Raw genomic sequence first — 17,253 nt, 5'->3', positions numbered from 1 at the left:
TGGGATTGCATACGACTCGTCAGCACCCACGAGGATTTGTTGTCGCGGGGCTCTGCTAGGCTGGGATCCCACGACCAGAGGGCAGGAGACACCATGAGCAACTTCACCAACCCCTATGCGCCCGACCTCACGGGCACGCTTTCTCCCAAGGCATCCAGGCAGGTGCAGGATCAACGCGCGTCCGGCACGCTTTCGCCCTTTGCCACACGGGACGCCTCCATCATCCGTCGAGACCGCACGCATGACGTGGCCACGCCCCTGCGTCCCGCCTTCGTGCGCGACACCGAGAAGATCATCCACACGCCGGCCTACAACCGCCTCAATGGGAAGACGCAGGTCTTCTCGCTGCGTGCCGACGATGACATCACGCGCCGCAACCTCCACGAGCAGCTCGTGGGCAGGGTTGCGCGCGACATTGGTGCGGCGCTCGGCTTGAACCTCGACCTCATCGAAGCCATCTCCCTGGGGCACGACATCGGCCATACGCCCTTCGGCCATGCGGGCGAGCACTTCCTCAATGACGCCTATCACCGGCGTACGGGTCGCTGGTTCTTCCACAACGTGCAGAGCGTGCGCGTGCTCGACGTGCTCTACGGGCGCAACGTCTCGCTGCAGACGCTCGACGGCGTCATCTGCCACAACGGCGAGTTCGAGCGGCAGGTGCTCAGGACGAGTGGCCTGGCGGATCTTGACGCCTTCGATTGCGTGGTCGAGAGCTGCTGGCAGCATGGGGACGAGACCATCAGCCACCTGAGGCCCATGACGCTCGAGGGCTGCGTGGTGCGCGTGTCGGACATCATCGCCTACGTGGGCAAGGACCGCCAGGACGCCATCCGTGCCGACCTGGTGCAGGAGGACAGCTTCGACGACGGCCTGGGTGGCGCGTACAACGCCTGGGCACTCTCCGCCCTTGTGGCCGACGTGGTGGAGAACAGCGTGGGGAGGGATCGCATAGCGCTGAGCGAAGAAGGGTTTACCGAGCTCAAGCGCGCCAAACGCGAGAACTACGAAAAGATCTACGGCTCGGCGGAGGTCAAGGGAGACGTGCCACGGCAGGTGGCGCATCTCTTCGAGAGGCTCTTCGAGCACGAGCTCGAGGCGCTCCGGGCGGGCGACCGGCAGTCTGCCATCTTCCAGCACCACGTGCTGCCTCTCGAACGCCACCTTTCCCACTATGGCTGCACGTACGACTGGCAGGGCGACCCCAACCAGACGGTGTGCGACTTCATCGCCTCCATGACGGACGCGTACTTCATAGCCACCTGCGGGCAGCTCTTTCCCGAGACGGGCGAGCTCTTCCCCCGCTATGGCTACGTTGATGGCGTGATGGCATAGCACAGGCCATCTAGGGGGCCACGAGTGCGATCATCAGCGAGACGGACAGCGCCGGCCCCCAGGGAAAGGTATGGTCCGCCCGCGCCTGTCCGCGCCACCGCAGCACCAGCCAGGTGGCGATGCCCAGTGCGCTCGCCATCATGAGGGCGCACACGAGCCTGCAGGGATCCAGGCAGAAGGCCATGGCAGCCATCAGCTTGATGTCCCCGCCGCCGAGGGGGCCGGTGCGCGCGTGCCTGCCCAGTAGGGACGAGAGGGCCAAAAGCACGAGGAACAGGCCGCTGGCCCACAGGATGCCCGCTGCCAGTGCCCACACGTTTCGACGGGCCAGGCAGCCTGCGGCATGGATGCCCATGACAAGCAGCACGCAGGCAGTGGGTATGCGCCGGGCCCTCAGGTCGGTGATGCTGAGCCATATGAGCGGCACACACAGGCACGCCACTTCAGGATCCATACATCCTCCCAGCATGCGCGTCACATCGTGCATGGAATGCCACAGCCTATACCACCTGTGGGCACCTGCGGCATATTGGCAAGATTCCAAACCATTTCAGCTAGCGAGACGTGCTACCTGCCACCGCTTGCCTCGATGCTCCTGTCCGTTTGGTGAACTGGGGCACCAAAGTGGGCGAGTGGGTATAGAATTTGGCCACTTGCAGGCAAACGAGGAGACACTTTTGAATCGTAGCAACCTTACGCGCAGGCAGGCACTGAGGCTCACTCTTTCCGCGGGTGCCCTTGCCGCTCTCGTGCCCCAGACTGCGGCATTCGCAGATGCGGCAGACGATCTCGCACAGACCGAGTCGGAGCTTCAGGATGTCCAGAACCAGGTGGATGAGGTCCAGAAGGAACTGGATCAGATTGCCGCCGATTACGAAAAGCTGGCCGAGGAGAACTCACAGACGCGCAACGACATCGATGCCACGCAGAAGGACATCGATGCCAAGGAGGCCGACCTTGCGGAGAAGCGCAAGAGCCTCTCGGATCGCGTGTCCGAGGCGTACAAGTCAGGCGACGATGACATGCTCGCCGTGCTGCTGAGCTCCACGAGCCTGGATGAGCTCAGTTCCAACATCTACTACCTGAGCAAGATCTCCGAGAGCGATCGCAAGCTGATCCAGGACGTCAAGGACGCCATGGATCAGCTCACCCAGAAGAAGAAGGACCTGGATGCGCTCAACGAGACGCAGCAGCAGCAGATGCAGGAGATGGAGAGCAAGCAGGACGAGGCGTCCGACAAGCTCAATAGCCTCACCGACCAGCAGAAGCAGCTGATGGAGCAGCGTGACGAGGAGATGGTCGCCGCCGCGAAGGAGAAGGCCGAGCAGGAGGCCGCCGCGAAGGCTGCCGCCGCAGCGGCGGCAGCCGCCAACAGTAGCTCCAACAGCTCTGACAGTGGCGGCTCGTCGAATGGCGGCGGCTCCAATGGCAGAGGCGGCTCCAACGGGGGCGGTAACGGTGGCTCAGCCAGTGGCGGCGGCAACAACAACAAGAGCGGAAGCCAGCAGCGTGTCGTCAGCGCGTGCTACGCCACGCCCTCGCCGGGCGCGGGCCTCTGTGCCATGTGGGTGAGCCAGGTCTTCCAGAACGCCGGCCTCGGCTATCCCAGCGGCAATGCCTGCGACATGTACAACGCCTGGTGCACCAGCGCCAGCAAGTCGGCCCTCAAGCCCGGCATGATCGTTGCCGTCTCCAGCCACAGCTCTACTCCCATGGGCCGCATCTATGGCCATGTGGGCATCTACGTCGGCGGTGGCATGGTCATGCAGAACATCGGCAGCGTGAACACCCAGAGCCTCGACAGCTGGATTGCCTATTATGGCGACACGGTCACCCCACGCTGGGGTTGGTGCATGGGCATACCACTGACCTAGCAACCCTGCACGTCTACCCCGCGTCGCGCAGGCCCGCCCCATCGCAGCAGCGATGGGGCGGGCCCCTTTGCTTGGGTGCGCTGGGGGAGCCTAGACCACGTACAGCAGGGCGGAGAGCGTGATGCAGGTGGCGCCCGCCACCACGAACAGGTGCCACACGAAGTGCAGGTACGGTACCTTCTTGGCCACATAGAAGCACACGCCCACCGTATAGCAGATGCCGCCCGCCAACAGGAGCCAGAAGCCGGCGGGCGCCATGAGCTCCCAGATGTCGCGGATCTTGAAGATGACGAGCCAGCCCATGACCAGGTAGATGAGGGCAGAGAGCCAGTGTGGCTGCCGCTCGCGCAGAAGCGTCTCGGCCAGTACGCCCACCACGGCGATGACGAGCACCACGATGGCAAGCGTGGTGCCACCACGGTCGGAGAGCGTCACGAGGGCAAAGGGCATGTAGCTGCCGGCAATGAGCAGGTAGATGGAGCTGTGGTCAAGCACACGGAAGACCGACTTGGCCCTGCGCGGCACAAGCGCGTGGTAGAGCGTGGAGCAGAGGAACTCGATGATGAGCGTGATGCCCATAAGCAGCGCTGCGGCCAGGCGTGATCCGCCGCCGTCCGCAACGGCGCGCACGACGAGCAGCACGAGTCCCGCTATGGAGAGCAGCACGCCCACGCCATGCGACACGGAGTTGGCAATCTCCTCGCCCGTCGAGTACTGGCGCGCCTGCTGCTTGCCCGCGTCTGCGGGTATCTGTGCCTTGTCAGCCATGAGAGCCTCCTTAAGCCTGTTTCCTAGCCGTCACTGCGCGAGAAGCCGTTGCGCATGCCCATGCTCGCGGCGTACAGCACGTTCTCGAGCACCTGGTCGGTCTCCGTGCGCAGCATGTCGGCAATGCCCTCGTTGGCCTTCGTGAGGTCGGGGGTCGCATCATCAAAGGTGCGGCCGGCGACCTCCTTGTCCGTGGCGTGTACGAGCGCGGTGCCCTTGGAGCCCACAGCCATCTGGTACCGCTCGATGTGCTGCACGCAGTTGCCATAGTGTGGGTCGGCAAGCGCGGCGATGAGGCGGCTGGACCAGTAGAGGCTGCCGGTGGACACTTGATGCGGCATGGTGTTGGAGAGGTAGTCGGGCAGCTCGTCCACGTTGGCATAGAGCGGGACGAGGGCATTGAACGCGTTGGACCCAAAGGCCATCCACTGCAGCGCCCGGCAGCAGGCGGGCCGATGGGGCCGTATCTGCAACACGGCCAGCTGGCTGGTGCGGTTGATGCCGATGGGGCGGTACCTGCCGCGCGTGGCGGGCGTGCCCGCAGCGCCGTAGGGGTCATAGGGCGTGCCCTGGTAGTGCAGGGAGAGCACGCACTTGACGTCCTCAACGGTGACCTTGCGTTCCGGAACCATGCACCAGGGAAGGTCGTCCGCCTCGGGTCCCCAACCTGTGGAGGGATCGTCCCAGCCGTTGTGCGGTGCCAGGACGCGGTGCATGGACCAGGCACGCGGCGTGTTGTACACGTGGTCGGAGTCGGAGTGGCTGCCGAAGGCATCGCGCGGGTTGAAGACGCGATGCCCGCTGGCATACGCATCGTCCTCGTCGTCAAAGAGGCCGTCGTCCATCGTGAGGTCGAGGTGGTGCTCGTCCATCCACATACCGAGGTCGGGCGAGCACATGAACCCAAGCTGGTCTCCTAGGGCATCGTCGAGGTCAAAGTCATCGATGCCAAGCTGGTTGGGCATGGTCACGTAGCAGTCGTCGGGCACGCGCCGTGCGATCCAGTGGTGGCCCCCCACGGTCTCGAGCCACCAGATCTCGTTGACGTCGGAGAACGCGATGCCGTTCATCTCGTAGGTGCCGTAGCGCTCGAGCAGGCCGCCCAGACGCTCCACCCCCTCGCGGGCGGAGCGGATGTAGGGGAGCACGAGCGTGACCATGTCCTCCTCGCCAATGCCACCGGGCGCCTCGGGCGCGAAGCCATCCGTGCCCTCCTCGCCTTGGGCGTCGACGAGCTCCACCAGCGGGTCCGTCCCGAGCACCCGCTCGTTGGAGGTGATGGTCTCCGTTGCCGTCATGGCGACGTTTGCCGTGTTGATGCCCGCGGCCGCCCAGATGCCTTCGGCATCGTCCGCGTTGGGTACGGAGGTGTAGCGCAGGGGGTCCTCCGGGAGGTCCAGCTCCACGTGGCTAATCTTCGCACGATAGTGGCGCGGCTGGTCGGCGGGATGAATCACCTGCATGCGCTTGCTGTCGAAGCGTCCCGAGGGGGAGTCCTCGTTGCGCGCGATGATGGTCGAGCCGTCGTAGCTTGCGTCCCTTCCAACAAGGATGGTGGTGCAGGACATGGGTGCTCCTTTGGCCGTGATCCGCTTGGGTAACCGCGCACAACTATACGCGTGCGCACCCTAGGTGCGCGAGGAGGACTGGATCCTGCGCATGACTCACAAGAGCGGGCACCCCTGTTGTTTCCGTTTCTGGGCAAGACTGTGCTGACGGCATGGCGCTTCCGCGGGCATGGGATAATCCCAAGTCCTCCCATGCCATGCCGCGTGGCCCTACTGTCGGGTGCGAAAGGATGCCTCATCATGTCCATGACCTTCAGGCGCAGGCTCCCCATCCCCATGGAGATTCGCGACCAGATGCCGCTTTCCCCCCCGCTCGCCCAGCGCAAGGTCGCCTTTGATGCCGCTGTTGCCGCCATCATCAGGGGTGAGGATGCGCGCAAGCTCCTGGTGATCGGGCCCTGCTCTGCCGACCGCGAGGACTCCGTGCTCGAGTACATGGATCGCCTGGCCAGACTGCAGGACGAGGTCAAGGATGTGTTCCTCTTCGTGCCACGCGTGTACACCAACAAGCCGCGCACCAGGGGCACCGGCTACAAGGGACTGCTGCACAACCCCGACCCCGCCGGGGAGCCCGACCTGCTTGAGGGCGTCAAGGCCATCCGCAGCATGCACCTGCACGTGATCGAGCACACGGGCATGTTCACGGCAGACGAGATGCTCTATCCCGAGAACCACCAGGTCCTGCTCGACCTGCTCTCCTATGTGGCAGTGGGTGCCCGTTCCGTGGAGGATCAGGAGCACCGTCTGGTGGCAAGCGGCATCGGCGTGCCGGTGGGCATGAAGAACCCCACGGGCGGCTCGACGGCGGTCATGCTCAACTCCATCCATGCGGCGCAGGCGCCCCAGACCTTCATCTATCGCAACTGGGAGGTGGAGACGACGGGCAACCCGCTCGCCCATGCGCTGCTGCGCGGCTACGTGGGCAAGGACGGCCTCAACTACCCCAACTACCACTACGAGTACCTCGAGCGCCTTGCCGACCAGTACCATGCGGACGACTACGAGCATCCCGCGGTCATCATCGACTGCAACCATGACAACTCCGGCAAGCGTCCGCTCGAGCAGGGGCACATCGCGGAGGAGGTGCTGGACAGCGTGGCGCGCAGCACGCGTATTGCGGGCATGTTCCGTGGCTTCATGATGGAGTCGTACCTGGAGGACGGTAACCAGTCCGTGGACGGTGGCATATACGGCAAGTCCATCACGGATGCCTGCCTGGGCTGGGACAACACCGAGCGTCTGGTGCGCTCACTGGCTGATCGTCTGTAGGTGAGATCTGTCCGTTTGCGCCCTTGTGCCCGACTGGTGTTGGCATGGCGCAAAAGGGTCACACGCGCATGTTGCTCCCACCTGTGATGTAGACTCAAGCGGGGCGTTGACCGTGACAATACAGCGGTGCGCCCTGCGGCGTCTCACGCGCAGAAAGGCGAATAGAGTGTCAATGACTACCGAGAACACTTCCCCTGGCACCCATGTGGGCTCCCGTACCGCAGGCAGACGGGGCCTACGTCCCGAAGACAACCCTCGCCTGGGCATGGACAGGTCCTTTCCGCTGGAGGGCATCCTGGTCATAGACCTCTCGCGCCTGCTGGCAGGGCCGGTGTGCGGGCGCATGCTGGCGGACGGGGGCGCCCGCGTCATCCATGTGGAGCGCACCGGCCGCGGTGACGACTCGCGCATGCTGCCGCCCTTTACCAAGGACAACGTGTCCGAGTACTATCGCATCGCCAACACGGGCAAGGAGTCCGTGACGCTCGACTTCAAGGATCCTGCTGACATGGAGCTGCTCAAGCACATGATCGCCGAGGCGGACGTCCTGCTGGAGAACTTCCGCCCGGGCGTAATGGGGCGTCTAGGGCTCGACCCCGAGGAGCTCGTCGAGTGGCACCCTCGCCTCATTGTCGCCTCCATCTCGGGCTTTGGCCAGTGGGGCCCCATGGCCGAGCAGGCGGCATACGACACCGTGGTGCAGGCCTATTCCGGCATCATGGACCTGACGGGCTATCCGGAGCGCACGGCCGTGCGCGTGGGCACCTCGGTGTCCGACATGGTCGCCGGCCAGCTGGGCTATGCCGGCATCGTGACGGCGCTGTATGCCCGTGAGCGCACGGGCAAGGGGACCACCGTGGACATCTCCATGCTGGATGGCACGTTCACCCTGCTCGAGCAGGGCCTGACCTCACCCGAGGACGAGGGTGCCGTGCTCACGCGCGTGGGCAACCGGCATCCCTTCTGCTATCCCTTCGACCTCTACGAATGCGCGGACTCCCCCATCTACATCTGTACGGCCAACGACCACCTGTGGAGGTCGCTGGCGACGGCACTCGGCCACCCCGAGTGGATCTGCGACCCGCGCCTGAAGGGCAACCCCGACCGTGCGGACAACTGGGAGTACTGCGGGGACCTGATCGGCGCGGTGCTCAAGACCAACACGGCGGCACATTGGCTCAAGGTCATCCAGGAGGCCGGCGTGCCCGTCGCACCCGTGCTCGGCGTTGAGGACACGCGCCGACTCCCCCAGATCGTCGAGCGTGGGATGCTCAAGGAGCTGGGGGATGGCAACGTCGCCATGGGCACGCCCATCAAGTACGGTGCCTGGAACTCCTACGGCTCCACCAAGGATGCGCCCCAGCTCGACGAGGAGGGCGACGCCATCAGGGCGGAGTTCTCGTAGCTGTCACCGTGGGCGCTGCCGGGGAGCCGGGTGGATCAGCGGGAACCGACACCCCGGGGCGGCATCACGGCCGGGCGCGCTATGAGCCCTGCGACGTGTCGCCCGCCGGCGCCTGGCTGTCATCCGAGGCATCGTCCTGCGTGGTGACGGTGCCCCCGGCCGCCGCGAAGTCGTCCTTCACGGAGTTGGCCAGGTAGCTCACGTAGGGATCCTTGCCGGCCTCGCGCAGGTGCACGCCATCGCGATAGAGCCACTCCTCGACGTGATTCTGCGAGTGGGAATACCAATCGATGACCTTGACATTGTCATGGCGCTGGGCGGCGCGCATGATGGCGTCGTTGAACTTCTGCGTGCGCTCCGCGTTGTCCGAACGACAGGTGACCAGGTAGACCATGCGATCGCCACAGGCGTTGACCATGGCGTCCAGGACGTCATCCGAGATGGAGTTGTTGGCAAAGGCCTCGAGGATGACGATGTTGCCCACGACGCCCTGGTCGAGATAGCCTTTGAGGACGCTTGCCATCTGGGTGGGGGAGCGTCCCACGTACGTGTCGAGCAGGCCATTGGGGAAATAGCTCTTGAACTGGTTCTGCGCGTCTCCGGGCACGGAGTCGCCAATCATGAGGGGATCGTAGATGCCTGCGTCCGTCTCGGAGCTCGGGGCGGTGAGTCGGATGCTGCCAGAGGGGATGCCCTCGCCATCGGACGCGCTGTCTTCGGAGACCTGCCGTGCCTGGTCGGCGGCGGCTCCGGTGTTGACGATGTCCTCCGCGGGGACGAGCGTCTCGTCGGGAAGGGTCGCCAGGCCCACGATGGCAACGAGGGCGATGGCGCCAACGGCGGCACCCATGACGGCGCCCCGAGGCGGGTTGGGACGCACGGCAGCCACGCGCCTCGTGCGGTTGTCGTCCGTACGCGCAGTCATGCGTGGTGCGCGAGCGGCTCGCAGCGGCTCTGCAGCGTGCTGGCGCCACCAGGTCACGATCGCACCGCGCTCCACGAGACGATAGGAGCCCTCTGCCATGAGCAGCGACAGGCCGACGCCCACCAGCGCAAGCGGTGTGGAGCCTATGCTCCCGAGCAGCACGAAGAGGGGGAAGTGCCAGAGATAGAGGGCAAACGAGCGCGTTCCCAGCCACGTGAGGGGTCTGCAGGAGAGCATGCGCGCCAGCAGGCCTCCCCCCAACAGCGAGGCCATGATCACGCAGCAGAGGCAGGCCGCCACGAACATGCCACCTCGATACAGCAGCACGGAGGTGTCGGGCATCAGGGCCATGAGCATCACAAGCAGCGCGAGCGATGCCACACCGGCCCACCTCAGACGTCGGCCCTCGAGGGGAAGGCGTGCGTGCGGCCGCCCTCCCAGAGGCCAGGCCATAGCGAGGGCGGATCCCAAAAGCGGGGCGAACGCCCTGGTGTCTGGGCCATAGTACACGCGCGTGGGATCGGCCTCCGGCACGAAGAGCACGGCCATCTCGATGGCAGACGCCACGGCGAGCACGAGGGTCACGATGATGCGCCTGTGGGCATCCCCGACCTTGTCGAGCAGGAGGAGCCCCACCGACCACAGCAGCACGAACTGGAAGTCGAGTCCCAGATACCACAGATGCATGAGCGGCGAGGGACCGCCGATCTGGGCGAAGTACGACCCCCCGCGCACGATGTAGGAGAGGTTGGTCACAAGGAGGAGCGAGGGGAGGACGTCCGGCCTGAGCTTGGTGAGCAGCACGTGGTTGCCCACGACGCAGGCGGCGGCCACCAACACGATCATGGCTGCCATGGACGGCCAGATGCGCTTGATGCGTCTCCACCAGATGCGAGGCAGCGCGCGTGCCCCGCTCGTGTGCGCGCGCCGCAGAACGGAACCGGTGAGCAGGTAGCCCGCAAGCACGAGGAACAGCACGACGCCCAGGTGCCCACTGGGGAGCCAGCTCACCTTGAGGTGATAGAGCACGATGGCGATGATGGCGAGCGCGCGGAGGCCGTCAAGTGCGGCATTGCGCTCGTGGCGTTCCAGGGGCGCCTGGTGGCGGGAGCTCCCCTGTGCGGTGCCGCGATGTGATCTGTCTGTCTGCACGGTGGTGCCTTTGGGTCCCTCTTGATTGATATGGATGGCGGATGGATGCATGCAAAGTATGACTGAAATGCTGCCTTGAGGGTAGTCTTGCTACGTCAATCCCTCGGTGGCGTGGAGAGGCGTCCGTCCACGCGCACCCCTATCATGGATAGTTCCCCATGCTGCAGCTCAAGCACATCCGCAAGTCCTACAAGACCGACTCGTTCACCCAGGTGGCGCTCGATGACGTGTCGGTGACGCTGCGCGACAACGAGTTCGTGGCCGTGCTTGGCCCCTCGGGCTCGGGCAAGACCACGCTGCTCAACATCCTGGGTGGCCTCGACAGGGCGGACTCGGGAAGCATCGTGGTCAGTGGCGTCTCCACCAAGGACTACCGCGCCAAGGACTGGGACACCTATCGCAACCATCGCGTCGGCTTCGTGTTCCAGAGCTACAACCTCATCCCGCACCAGTCCATCCTCTCCAATGTGGAGCTGACGCTCACGCTCTCCGGCGTCGACCGCAGGGAGCGTCGCCTCCGCGCACGGAAGGCGCTGGAGCAGGTGGGCCTCGCCGCGCACATCCATAAGCGCCCTGCCCAGCTCTCCGGTGGGCAGATGCAGCGCGTGGCCATCGCCCGTGCGCTCGTGAACGATCCCGATATCGTCCTGGCTGACGAGCCCACGGGCGCCTTGGACACCGATACGGGCGTCCAGGTGATGGACATCCTTAAGGAGGTGGCCAAGGATCGCCTGGTGGTGATGGTCACGCACAATCCCGAGCTGGCGCAGGAGTATGCCACGCGCATCATCCGCGTGCGCGACGGCCGCCTCGATGGAGACACCCACCCGCCCTCGCTCAGGGAGCGGGTGGTCGCCCGCAGGGAGAAGCCTCCCGCTTCCGAGGGGAGCCGTCGCGCGTCCATGGGTCCCCTCACGGCGCTCGCGCTCTCGTTCAACAACCTCATGATCAAGAAGGGGCGTACGGCCCTCACGGCCGTTGCGGGATCCATCGGCATCATCGGCATCGCCGCCATCCTCGCGCTCTCCAATGGCGTCAACAACTACATCGCCAAGACCGAGGGGGATGCGCTCTCGAGCTATCCCGTGACGATCAACAAGAGCGGCTTCAACGTGGCGAGCCTCCTCGACTCGACGTCAACCACCGCGGACGTGACCGCCGCCGACGATGGCTCCATCCCCCAGCAGCGCGTAGCGGCGGACATGTTCGCGCAGGTGAAGTCCAACGACCTCAGGTCGTTCCGGCAGTACCTCGAGGATAACGGGGGGAGCATCTCGCCCTACGTCACCGCCATCCAGTATGGCTATGGCGTGACGCCGCAGGTCTACGGGTCTGACACCACCAATGGCGTCACGCGTCTCAACCCCTCGTCCGTGGGCCAGCGCATGGGTGCCGCCGCGGGCTCGGCGCTGACGGGAGGTACCACCACCTCGGGCTTCCATGAGCTGGTGGGCAACCAGAGCCTGCTTGACAACCAGATGAACATCGTCGAGGGACGCTGGCCCCAGGCGTCGGACGAGTGCGTGCTCATCCTGGACGAACATGGTGCCATCAGTGACTACACGCTCTACAGCATCGGCTTCTACGATCCGGCCGCGCTCGACCAGATGGTGCAGAGGGTCATCAATGGCGAGGAGGTCCAGGCACCGGACGACGCTCGCCCCTTCACGTATGACGATGCGTTGAACATGACGTTCACGGTGATTCCCCCGAGCGACCTCTACACGAAGAACGAGTCGCAGGGTACGTGGACCGACATGTCCGACAATGACGACTACCTCCGGGAGAAGCTCGCCAACGGCATCCAGCTCAAGGTGGTGGGCGTGGTGAAGGCCAAGGACTCCACCTCCGCCAGCTCCTCGAGTGGGCGCGAGGGCATCGGCTACACCCCCGCCCTCACACAGGAGCTCATCGGTCGCTCCGCAGCCTCCCAGATCGTGCAGGAGCAGCTGACCAACCCCGACGTGGACGTGTTCACGGGCAAGACCTTCGAGGAGCTCCAGAGCGAGCAGGGCTCCTCCTTCGACATGAGCAACATCTTCTCCATTGACGAGGACAAACTCCGCCAGGCGTTCTCGTTTGACGCAAACGCCCTTACGGATGCGGCAGGCAGCGTGGACCTCTCGGGCATCTCGATGGACTCCTCGGGCTTCGACCCCAGCAAGATCAATCTGGACCCAAACGTCGTGAGCTCCCTCTTCAGCTCCGAGACCATGGCACAGATCATGGCGGGCGCACCCAAGTTCGACCTCGAGGACAGCGGCATTCCCGACGTCTCGAAGCTCACGGACGACCAGCGTGCGGCCATCATGCGGGACTCGTCTGCCCTGGCGAGCGGATTTATCGCCTGGATGGAGCAGAACCATCCCGATGAGGTCACGAGCACCGATGCCGACCTGTACGAAAGGCGCTACCAGGAGTATATCGCCACGGACGGTGGCAAGGCGCAGCTGCAGGCGCTGCAGGATGAGCTGGAGCAGGACCTGGGCGTCTCGTCGATGGACGACCTCGTCAGCACGGCCATGCACAACTACCTCGTGAACCAGTTCGCGCCGTACTTCTCCCAGCAGATGCAGAAGCTCATGCAGCAGGCGGCGCAGGCCATCGCGCTCCAGATAGAGGAACAGCTGCAGCAACAGGTGTCGCAGGCCGTCGGCAAGATGGGCAGCCAGCTCTCCTCAATCATATCGAGCCAGCTCCAGAAGCAGATGGGTGCGCTGACCTCTGCCCTCCAGGATGGCTTCAAGGTGGACCCGACCGTCTTCGCGAGCGCCATCACGCTCAACGTGTCCCAGGAGGACCTCACGTCGCTGCTGACCAACTACATGAACGCAGGCGACCTCACCTATGATGGCAACCTCCAGAAGCTGGGCTATGCAGACGAGAGCGACCCAAAGTCCATCCAGATCTACCCCAAGGACTTTGACGCCAAGCAGAGCGTGCTCGACATGATCGGCGACTACAACGCCCAGGTGAGTGCCGCAGGCAAGGAGGACCAGACCATTCAGTATTCCGACATCGCCGGCACGCTCATGGGCGCCGTCACCGACATCGTCGACATGATATCGTTTGTGCTTATCGCCTTCGTGTCCATCTCACTGGTGGTGAGCTCCATCATGATCGGCATCATCACGTACATCAGCGTGCTGGAACGCAGGAAGGAGATTGGCATCCTGCGTGCCATGGGTGCCTCCAGGCTGGGGGTCGCCAACATCTTCAATGCCGAGACGGCGATCGAGGGGCTGTTCTCGGGCGTGTTGGCCATCGCCATCGTGCTGCTCATATCCATACCGGTCAACCAATTCATACTCCAGACGCGCGGCATTGCCAATATCATGGCGCTGACGTTGGCAAATGCCCTCTCGCTCATTGCGGTCTCTGTTATCCTTACGCTCGTCGCGGGTGTCGTGCCAGCCATGAGCGCCGCACGCCGTGATCCTGTGGAGGCACTACGGAGCGAGTAGCACGGGCATGCGACCCCATGCACCCCCAAGGCTCGCATCATCGGAAGGAACCGCTGATCGACCCATGAGCGACCTGATAGCCGATGTCGCCCAGGGCGAGCGCATCGCCGCCGCCCACCGTCTCTTTGCCGAGACGGCGCCACGTCGGCTCTTCTTCAAGGCGGCGCTGCCGGGTTCGCTCAGCATGCTGTGCTCCGCCCTCTATGACATGTCCGATGGCATCCTCGTGGGGCAGCTCCTGGGAGAGTCCGCCTTTGCGGCGGTCGGTCTCGCCATGCCCTTTGTCATCATCGCCTTTGCGTTTGGTGACCTCATCGGTGTGGGCTCGTCGGTTCCCATCGCCATCGCCCTGGGCGAGGGCGACCACGAGCGGGCCAACAACATCTTCACGTGCTCGGCCGTCATGATCGAACTCGCTGCGGTGGTCTTGGGCGGAACCCTGTGGGTGCTGGCGCCCCTCATCATGGCGGCCATGGGGGCGACGGGTGACGTGGCGCGCATGGCCACGCTCTTCCTGCGCGTGTATGCCTTTGCGTCCCCGCTCACGACCATCCTGTTTGCGGCCGACAACTACCTGCGCATCTGCGGTCGCATCAAGACGTCCATGGGCATCAACGTCCTCATGTCCGTCTTGGGCGCGGTGGTCGAGTTCTCGCTTCTGTACTTCACGGACCTGGGTGTGGTCGGCGCCGCCCTGGGATACTGTGTCGCCCTTGCCACGGCATCGATTGTCGCCATGGCCCCCTTTGCGGCAGGTCGCATGCTGCTGCGCTTCGTACGGCTGCGCCTCTCGGCGTCCCTCGTGCGTGAGGTGGTCATCGCTGGCATGCCCGCCTTTCTGGGCAACGTGGCGGGACGCGTGACGTCCATCCTGCTCAATGCCTCCCTGCTCGAGCTGGGAGGGGAGAGGGCCGTCTCGGTGTTTGGCATGCTCATGTACGTGTCGGGCTTCGTGTACTCCCTCATCTATGGCATGTGCGACTCCCTACAGCCGGCCGTGGGCTACAACTGGGGGGCGCATGACTATGGTCGCATGCGATCCCTCGAGCGCTGGTGCTTCTCGGCTGCCGCCCTCGTGGGCGTGGCGCTCTCTGTCGTGCCGTTCCTCCTGCCCGGGGAGGTTACCCACCTCTTCATGGCGCAGGCGCACGGGGAGCTGCTGGCCATGGCAACGGAGGCCTTCCAGATCTTCTCGCTGACCTACGTGTTCCGATGGTTTGCCCTCGCATCCATGAGCTTCCTCACGGCAACCGAGAAGTCGAAGGCGGCCACCATCCTGTCCCTTGCGCAGGCCCTCGTGTGCCCCGTGGTCGTGCTGGTTGCGCTGCGTCCGCTGGGCCTCATGGGGCTCTGGCTTAACGCGCCGGTGTCGGCCCTGGTGACCTCATTGGGAGCCCTCGGTCTGCTCATGGGGCTCAGGCACGAGCTTCATCTCACGGCATGACGCCTGCTAACCGATACGAACACGTGTGCTGGTTTTGAGGTATGCTACAGCAAACGGTCACGGACGAGGGAGGATCCATGTTCAGGCAGACGACGGACAGGCGTGTGGCGGCGTTTTTTGCGGATGGGCTTGAGGAGTGCGAGGCCCTGGTGGTGTGCGACTGCCTCTTTCGGTCAGGCATCCCGGTGGACAAGGTCTCCATCACGGACAGGCGTGCCGTCACGTCGAGCCATGAGGTCACGGTGGTATGCGACCGCTCCATCACGGACGATGACTTCTCGTTTGGCGACTACGACATGCTCTTCCTGCCGGGCGGCATGCCGGGCACCACGAACCTGGGGGAGTGTACGGCCCTCATGGGTGCCGTCAGGGAACAGGTGGTTGCCGGGAGGGATCTGGCCGCCGTATGCGCGGCACCGTCCCTGCTGGCGCGCCTCGGCCTGCTTGAGGGCAGGCACGCCACGAGCAATCCCGACTTCCAGCAGATGCTTACGGATCACGGGGCCACCGTCCTGCAGGATCCGGTGGTCATCGACGGCAACCTCATCACGAGCAAGGGGCTGGGTACCTGCGTCGAGCTGGGACTTGCTCTCGTGCGCCGCATCCTCTCGGACGAGGCGGCCGAGACGCTCAAGGATCAGATAGTCTACCTGCGCTAGCGCGCCCATCCGGTGAGCAGTGTCGTGCGGCGGCAGTACCTCGTCATAGACCTCAAGAGCTTCTACGCCAGCGTGGAATGCGTGGAGCGTGGGCTCGACCCACTCACCACGCGCCTGGTGGTGGCTGACCCCACGCGCACGCAGAAGACCATCTGTCTGGCCGTCTCCCCGGCGCTCAAGGCCCTGGGCGTGCGCAACCGCTGCCGCGTGTTCGAGATACCTCGTACGCTCGACTATCTGATGGCTCCGCCGCGCATGGCGCTCTACATCGAGCGTTCGGCTGACATCTATGCCATCTACCTGCGCTACGTGAGCCCCGAGGACATCCACGTGTACTCCATCGACGAGGCCTTCCTCGATGTGACGGGCTACCTTGGCCTCTACGGCTGCACGGCGCGTGAGCTGGGTGAGCGCATCCGCGAGGACGTGGTTGCCCACACGGGCATACCGGCGACGTGTGGGGTGGGCACCAACCTCTACCTGGCCAAGGTCGCCCTGGACATCACGGCCAAGCACAGCGTGGACTTCTTTGGGGAACTTACGGAGGAGACCTATCGCCAGACGCTCTGGAGCCATACGCCCATCACGGACTTCTGGCGCGTGGGGGGTGGGACGGCGCGTCGCCTTGCGGAGAGGGGCATCCATACGATGGGACAGCTGGCACTTGCTCCCAAGGAGTCCCTGTACCAGGCCTTTGGCGTGGACGCCGAGATTCTCATCGACCACGCCTGGGGCGTAGAGCCCGTGACCATGGCCGACATCAAGGCCTATCGCTCGCAGGGCCAGAGCCTCTCCAATGGCCAGGTGCTGGGGCACGACGTGGGCTTCGAGGCGGGCCTCGTCATCATGAAGGAGATGTGCGACACGCTCTCCCTGGAGCTCGTGGACCGTGGGCTCGTATGCACCTCCGTGGGGCTCATGGTGGGCTATCGTCTGGGCAAGGAGGAGCGGCGTGCGCTCATGGAACAGGTGGGTTCTGGTGGGGATGGCCCTCGGTTCCACGTGCACCGGGGCGAGTGTGCGGACCATGGTTCGGCCGCGCTGCCCTTTGCCACCAGCTCGCTCCACGAGCTCTGGAAGGTGGCGGTGCCGCTCCTCTCGCAGCTGGCGGACGGGCGTCGACGCATCCATCGCCTGTACGTCACCCTTGGTGGCGTGCGGCCCGAGGACGCCGCGGGTGCCCAAGAGAGCCTCTTCAGGGATGCCGAGGAGCTTGCCCGTGAGCGCAGGAAGCTGGAGGCCGTGAGCGCCATCAAACGACGCTTTGGCAAGAACTCGCTGCTCAAGGGTATCGACCTTCTGCCTGAGGCCACGGCGCGCGAGCGTAACGAGCAGATAGGGGGCCATCGCAGTGGAGCGACCGTCCGATGACTTCTATACACGTCATCCG

General features: G+C 64.6%; 12 protein-coding genes. 8 read left to right on the top strand and 4 right to left on the bottom strand.

The window, feature by feature from the left end; all coding sequences use genetic code 11:
• Positions 1-93 precede the first annotated feature (93 nt).
• Positions 94-1,335, top strand: a complete 1,242-nt coding sequence (locus tag HMPREF1316_RS01325) for a deoxyguanosinetriphosphate triphosphohydrolase family protein (RefSeq protein ID WP_021725062.1) — start codon at positions 94-96, stop codon at positions 1,333-1,335.
• Positions 1,336-1,345: 10 nt separating this feature from the next.
• On the opposite strand, the gene HMPREF1316_RS12960 is transcribed toward HMPREF1316_RS01325, so the two are convergent.
• On the bottom strand, positions 1,346-1,789 hold the full coding sequence (locus HMPREF1316_RS12960) for a prepilin peptidase (RefSeq protein WP_051332861.1): 444 nt from the start codon (positions 1,787-1,789) through the stop codon (positions 1,346-1,348).
• Between the two features lie 223 nt (positions 1,790-2,012).
• Here HMPREF1316_RS12960 and HMPREF1316_RS01315 point away from each other — a divergent pair, with 223 nt between their 5' ends.
• Positions 2,013-3,209 carry a coiled-coil domain-containing protein gene (locus HMPREF1316_RS01315; RefSeq protein WP_040650772.1) on the top strand — a complete coding sequence of 399 codons (1,197 nt, stop codon included), beginning with the start codon at positions 2,013-2,015 and terminating at the stop codon, positions 3,207-3,209.
• A gap of 90 nt (positions 3,210-3,299) precedes the next feature.
• Here the strand turns inward: HMPREF1316_RS01315 and trhA are convergent, their stop codons facing one another.
• Together trhA and HMPREF1316_RS01305 are read right to left on the bottom strand one after the other, a co-directional pair.
• Positions 3,300-3,977, bottom strand: coding sequence for a PAQR family membrane homeostasis protein TrhA (trhA, locus tag HMPREF1316_RS01310; protein ID WP_021725064.1), 678 nt, complete (start codon positions 3,975-3,977; stop codon positions 3,300-3,302).
• Between the two features lie 23 nt (positions 3,978-4,000).
• Positions 4,001-5,545, bottom strand: a complete 1,545-nt coding sequence (locus HMPREF1316_RS01305; protein WP_021725080.1) for a C69 family dipeptidase — start codon at positions 5,543-5,545, stop codon at positions 4,001-4,003.
• Positions 5,546-5,785: 240 nt separating this feature from the next.
• On the opposite strand from HMPREF1316_RS01305, the gene HMPREF1316_RS01300 reads away from it, so the two are divergent.
• Positions 5,786-6,814, top strand: a complete 1,029-nt coding sequence (locus HMPREF1316_RS01300) for a 3-deoxy-7-phosphoheptulonate synthase (protein WP_021725065.1) — start codon at positions 5,786-5,788, stop codon at positions 6,812-6,814.
• 265 nt (positions 6,815-7,079) lie between these two features.
• The gene (locus HMPREF1316_RS01295; protein ID WP_040650771.1) at positions 7,080-8,219 is read left to right on the top strand and encodes a CaiB/BaiF CoA transferase family protein; all 1,140 of its coding nucleotides are present in this window, start codon (positions 7,080-7,082) and stop codon (positions 8,217-8,219) included.
• Between the two features lie 79 nt (positions 8,220-8,298).
• On the opposite strand, the gene HMPREF1316_RS01290 is transcribed toward HMPREF1316_RS01295, so the two are convergent.
• Positions 8,299-10,296 carry an acyltransferase family protein gene (locus HMPREF1316_RS01290; protein ID WP_198009538.1) on the bottom strand — a complete coding sequence of 666 codons (1,998 nt, stop codon included), beginning with the start codon at positions 10,294-10,296 and terminating at the stop codon, positions 8,299-8,301.
• A gap of 158 nt (positions 10,297-10,454) precedes the next feature.
• Here HMPREF1316_RS01290 and HMPREF1316_RS01285 point away from each other — a divergent pair, with 158 nt between their 5' ends.
• The 4 genes from HMPREF1316_RS01285 (at position 10,455) to HMPREF1316_RS01270 (ending at position 17,234) form a co-directional block, all read left to right on the top strand.
• Complete coding sequence (locus HMPREF1316_RS01285; protein ID WP_021725101.1) at positions 10,455-13,760, top strand: ABC transporter ATP-binding protein/permease; 3,306 nt, start codon at positions 10,455-10,457, stop codon at positions 13,758-13,760.
• 64 nt (positions 13,761-13,824) lie between these two features.
• On the top strand, positions 13,825-15,204 hold the full coding sequence (locus tag HMPREF1316_RS01280; RefSeq protein ID WP_021725104.1) for an MATE family efflux transporter: 1,380 nt from the start codon (positions 13,825-13,827) through the stop codon (positions 15,202-15,204).
• A 77-nt stretch (positions 15,205-15,281) separates the two neighbouring features.
• Complete coding sequence (locus tag HMPREF1316_RS01275) at positions 15,282-15,863, top strand: DJ-1 family glyoxalase III (RefSeq protein WP_021725110.1); 582 nt, start codon at positions 15,282-15,284, stop codon at positions 15,861-15,863.
• 12 nt (positions 15,864-15,875) lie between these two features.
• Positions 15,876-17,234, top strand: coding sequence for a Y-family DNA polymerase (locus tag HMPREF1316_RS01270; protein ID WP_040650769.1), 1,359 nt, complete (start codon positions 15,876-15,878; stop codon positions 17,232-17,234).
• Positions 17,235-17,253 lie beyond the last annotated feature (19 nt).

The organism is Olsenella profusa F0195 (genome assembly GCF_000468755.1).
Taxonomy (GTDB): Bacteria; Actinomycetota; Coriobacteriia; order Coriobacteriales; family Atopobiaceae; genus Olsenella_F; species Olsenella_F profusa.
This window is presented reverse-complemented; position numbering and strand designations above follow the sequence as displayed.